At 61.0% G+C, this 3588-nt stretch carries 4 protein-coding genes; 2 read left to right on the plus strand and 2 right to left on the minus strand.

Annotated elements, in window-relative coordinates; translation table 11 throughout:
* Window positions 1-1073 (plus strand): globin domain-containing protein (locus ABX74_RS12295; RefSeq protein WP_047888936.1); only part of this gene is annotated, 1073 nt, incomplete at its 5' end.
* Between the two features lie 92 nt (window positions 1074-1165).
* On the plus strand, window positions 1166-1789 hold the full coding sequence (locus tag ABX74_RS12300) for a LysE family translocator (RefSeq protein WP_019745753.1): 624 nt from the start codon (window positions 1166-1168) through the stop codon (window positions 1787-1789).
* 2 nt (window positions 1790-1791) lie between these two features.
* Here ABX74_RS12300 and paaK read toward each other — a convergent pair whose 3' ends face one another.
* Entirely contained in the window at window positions 1792-3093 is a 1302-nt protein-coding gene (gene paaK / locus ABX74_RS12305) for a phenylacetate--CoA ligase PaaK (protein WP_019745754.1), read from the minus strand.
* A 41-nt stretch (window positions 3094-3134) separates the two neighbouring features.
* Window positions 3135-3588 (minus strand): 2Fe-2S iron-sulfur cluster-binding protein (locus tag ABX74_RS12310; RefSeq protein ID WP_047888937.1); only part of this gene is annotated, 454 nt, incomplete at its 5' end.

A 3588-nucleotide genomic window follows, 5' to 3' on the forward strand; every position in this document is an offset into this window, starting at 1 on the left:
GTGATTTGTTCAATCGCGGCAATCAGAAACAGGGCGAACAGCAGAAGGCTCTCGCCGGCGCCATCGCGGCATTCGCGACGCTTCAGCTCGAGCCGGACAGCGCCAAGGTCGATCTCATACTCTCACGTATCGCCCACAAGCATGCGTCGCTGGGAATCACGCCCGACCAGTACGCAATCGTGCACGAACACCTCTTTGCCGCGATCGTCGAAATACTAGGCGATGCAGTCACTCCCGACGTCGCAGCAGCCTGGGACGAGGTCTACTGGCTGATGGCGGAAACCCTCATCACGATGGAGCGTGGCCTCTACCAACTCGCCGGCGTCGACGCCGGTGACGTCTGGCGCACGGTCAGGATCAGCGAACGAGTTCTTCAGTCCGCCGACACGGTCTCACTGACGCTCACTTCGCTCGACGGCAGTGCACTCCCCACCTTCGCACCCGGACAGTATCTTTCGGTCGGGGTTACGCTGCCCGACGGCGCTCGCCAGATCCGCCAATACAGCCTGTGTTCGATACCGAGCAGCGCAGACTGGCGGATCAGCGTCAAGCGAATCTCCGGTACTCCTGATGGCGAAGTGTCGAACTTCCTCTACAACAACGTATTCGAAGGGCAGGAACTCTCCGTCACCACGCCTTTCGGTGATCTCACCATGCCGGATGACAACTCACCTCTCCTACTCGCGTCGGCCGGAATCGGTTGCACACCGATGATCGGGATGCTCAATCATCTCGTGGACACAGGCGCCGAGCGTTCGGTCTCTGTCATTCATGCTGATCGATCCATCGCGGACCATGCTCACCGCGCGGAACTCAGCACACTCGTCGACAAGATTCCCGCCGCAACTTTGCATCGTTGGTACGAGGATCTCGGCACGCACGTGGCGTTCGGATCGGTTCACGAAGGACGGGCGGATTTGCAAGACATTGCAGTGGAGCCCGATACCCAAGCCTTCCTCTGCGGGCCGATGCCGTTCATGTTGGCGATGCGCGCATCGTTGCTCGAACGGGACGTCCCGGCGCAGAATATCCACTACGAGGTATTCGGGCCCGACAGCTGGGCCAACACCTGAGCGGACCACTGCCTGCGAACTGGACCTTGGCGCGCCACGGTAATCCCTTGTGTACTCGACGGAACGTCCAGATCGAGTAGTGGGAGACCGACATGATCACGTCAGCGTCGATGACGGGAGTCGCGCTGATAGCCCTGGCGATGGTTCTGACACCGGGCCCCAACATGATCTACCTGGTATCGCGCAGCATCAGCCAGGGCCGTCGGGCAGGCTTGATCTCACTCGGCGGAGTCGCAACCGGTTTCCTGGTCTACCTCGCCGCCACGTGCGCTGGACTGACAGCGGTTCTCTTCGCCGTACCCACGGTGTTCACCGCGGTGAAAATCGGCGGCGCCCTGTATCTGGCCTATCTCGCCTGGTCGACCCTTCGACCAGGTGGGAAGTCCGCCTTCGAGGTGGGCGAAGTCGACCGCCACGGTAGCGGCCGTCTGTTCGGGATGGGGTTGACCACCAATCTGCTCAATCCCAAGATTGCGCTGATGTACGCGGCCCTGATCCCCCAGTTCGTCGATCCCACTGCGGGCCCGGTCTGGCAACAGGCACTCGTACTCGGCGGCGTGCAGATCCTGGTCGCAGTCACTGTCAACGCGTTGATCGTGTGCTGTGCGGCGGCCGTGTCGACCTTCCTCGTGGCACGTCCGGTATGGATGCGGGCTCAGAAGTGGCTTGCTGGTGGCATTCTCGGAATCTTCGCCACCCGCATGGCCCTGGAGTAGTTTCAGTCCTTCGGACGTTGGTCGATCAGACGACGCGCTTTGCCGATCGAGCGTTCGAGTCCGCCGGGTTCGAGAACGTTTACCTCGACCGTGACACCGATCTTGTTCTTCACCAGCTTCTGCAATGCAGACGACGCTGCCGCATGGTCCGAAATTGCCGCGTCGGGGCGAGCCTCGACGCGCACTGTCAGGGTGTCCATACGACCCGGACGCTCCAGCACACACTGGAATTGAGGCGCGAGGGCGGGGACGGTCAGGATCAGTTCTTCGATCTGTGTGGGGAACAGATTGACTCCACGCAGGATGATCATGTCGTCGGTCCGGCCGGTGACCTTCTGCATCCGTCGCATCGAGCGCGCCGTCCCGGGCAACAGACGGGTCAGGTCCCTGGTCCGGTAGCGAATGATAGGCAGCGCTTCCTTGGTGAGCGAGGTGAAAACGAGCTCACCTTCCTCTCCGTCCGGCAGCACCTCACCCGTGACCGGGTCGATGATCTCCGGGTAGAAGTGGTCTTCCCAGATATGGAGTCCGTCTTTGGTTTCCACACATTCCATTGCCACGCCCGGGCCCATGATCTCGGAGAGCCCGTAGATGTCGACGGCGTGCATGTCGAGTTGTTGTTCCAGCTCGGTACGCATCTGTTCGGTCCACGGCTCCGCTCCGAAAACTCCAACCCGCAGCGAGGTTTTCGAAGGATCAATACCCTTCTTGATCATCGCATCCACGATGGTCAACATGTACGACGGCGTCACCATGATCGCGTCGGGTTCGAAGTCCTCGATCAGTTGGATCTGCCGCTCGGTCATGCCACCGGACATGGGAATGACCGTGCAGCCCAAACGCTCCGCACCGTAGTGTGCTCCCAACCCGCCGGTGAACAGACCGTACCCGTAAGCCACGTGCACCTTGTCCGAAGACCGCACCCCGCCGGCCGAGAGACTGCGCGCGATGAGATCGGCCCAGTTGTTCAGGTCGTTGCTCGTGTACCCCACCACCGTCGGGCGACCGGTGGTCCCCGAAGACGCGTGAATTCGCGAGACCTTGTCCTGGGGCACCGCAAACATCTTGAACGGATAGTTCTCACGCAGATCCGCTTTGGTGGTGAAGGGGAACTTCGCGAGATCGCTCAGATCCTTCAAGTCGCTCGGGTGGACGCCGGCGTCGTCGAAAGCTTTGCGGTAGTGCGGAACATTGGTGTACGCGTGCATCAGTGACCATTGCATCCGCTCGAGTTGGAGCGTCGAAATGCGGTCCCGGCTGGCAAATTCGATTTCTTGCGAAGTAGCTGTGGCGAGTTCGGTCATGATTGTCTCCGGTGGGCTCAGTGAGGGCGCTGTGCGGGCGGTCAGGCGTCGAAATCGACTGTTATCTGTTCACCGACAGGAAAGGTCTGGCAGGTCAGCACGAAACCCGCGTCGACTTCGTAGTCTTCGAGGGCGTAGTTCCTGCGCATCTCGATATCACCGCAGGTGACCTTGGCGCGGCAGGTTCCGCACACTCCGCCCTTGCACGCGAAGGGCAGATCCGAGCGGTACTGTTCGGCCGCATCGAGAATCGACTGGTCGCGTGGCAACGTCGCGGTGGTCGATCGACCGTCGAGAGTAATAGTCACCTGGCTGCTCGGTCCGACAATTCCGCGCTCACGATGCACTGCGACCGGCGGAGCGACGTCGTCGACGTAGAACAGCTCGTGATGGATGCGATCCTTGGCAATTCCCAAGCCGGCCAGCACTTCCTGGGCGTCGTTGACCATCCCGAAGGGGCCACACAACCAGAATCCGTCGACTTGGTCGTACGGC

It is taken from the genome of Rhodococcus sp. ARP2 (assembly GCF_001029585.1).
GTDB classification, from domain to species: Bacteria; Actinomycetota; Actinomycetes; order Mycobacteriales; family Mycobacteriaceae; genus Rhodococcus_F; species Rhodococcus_F erythropolis.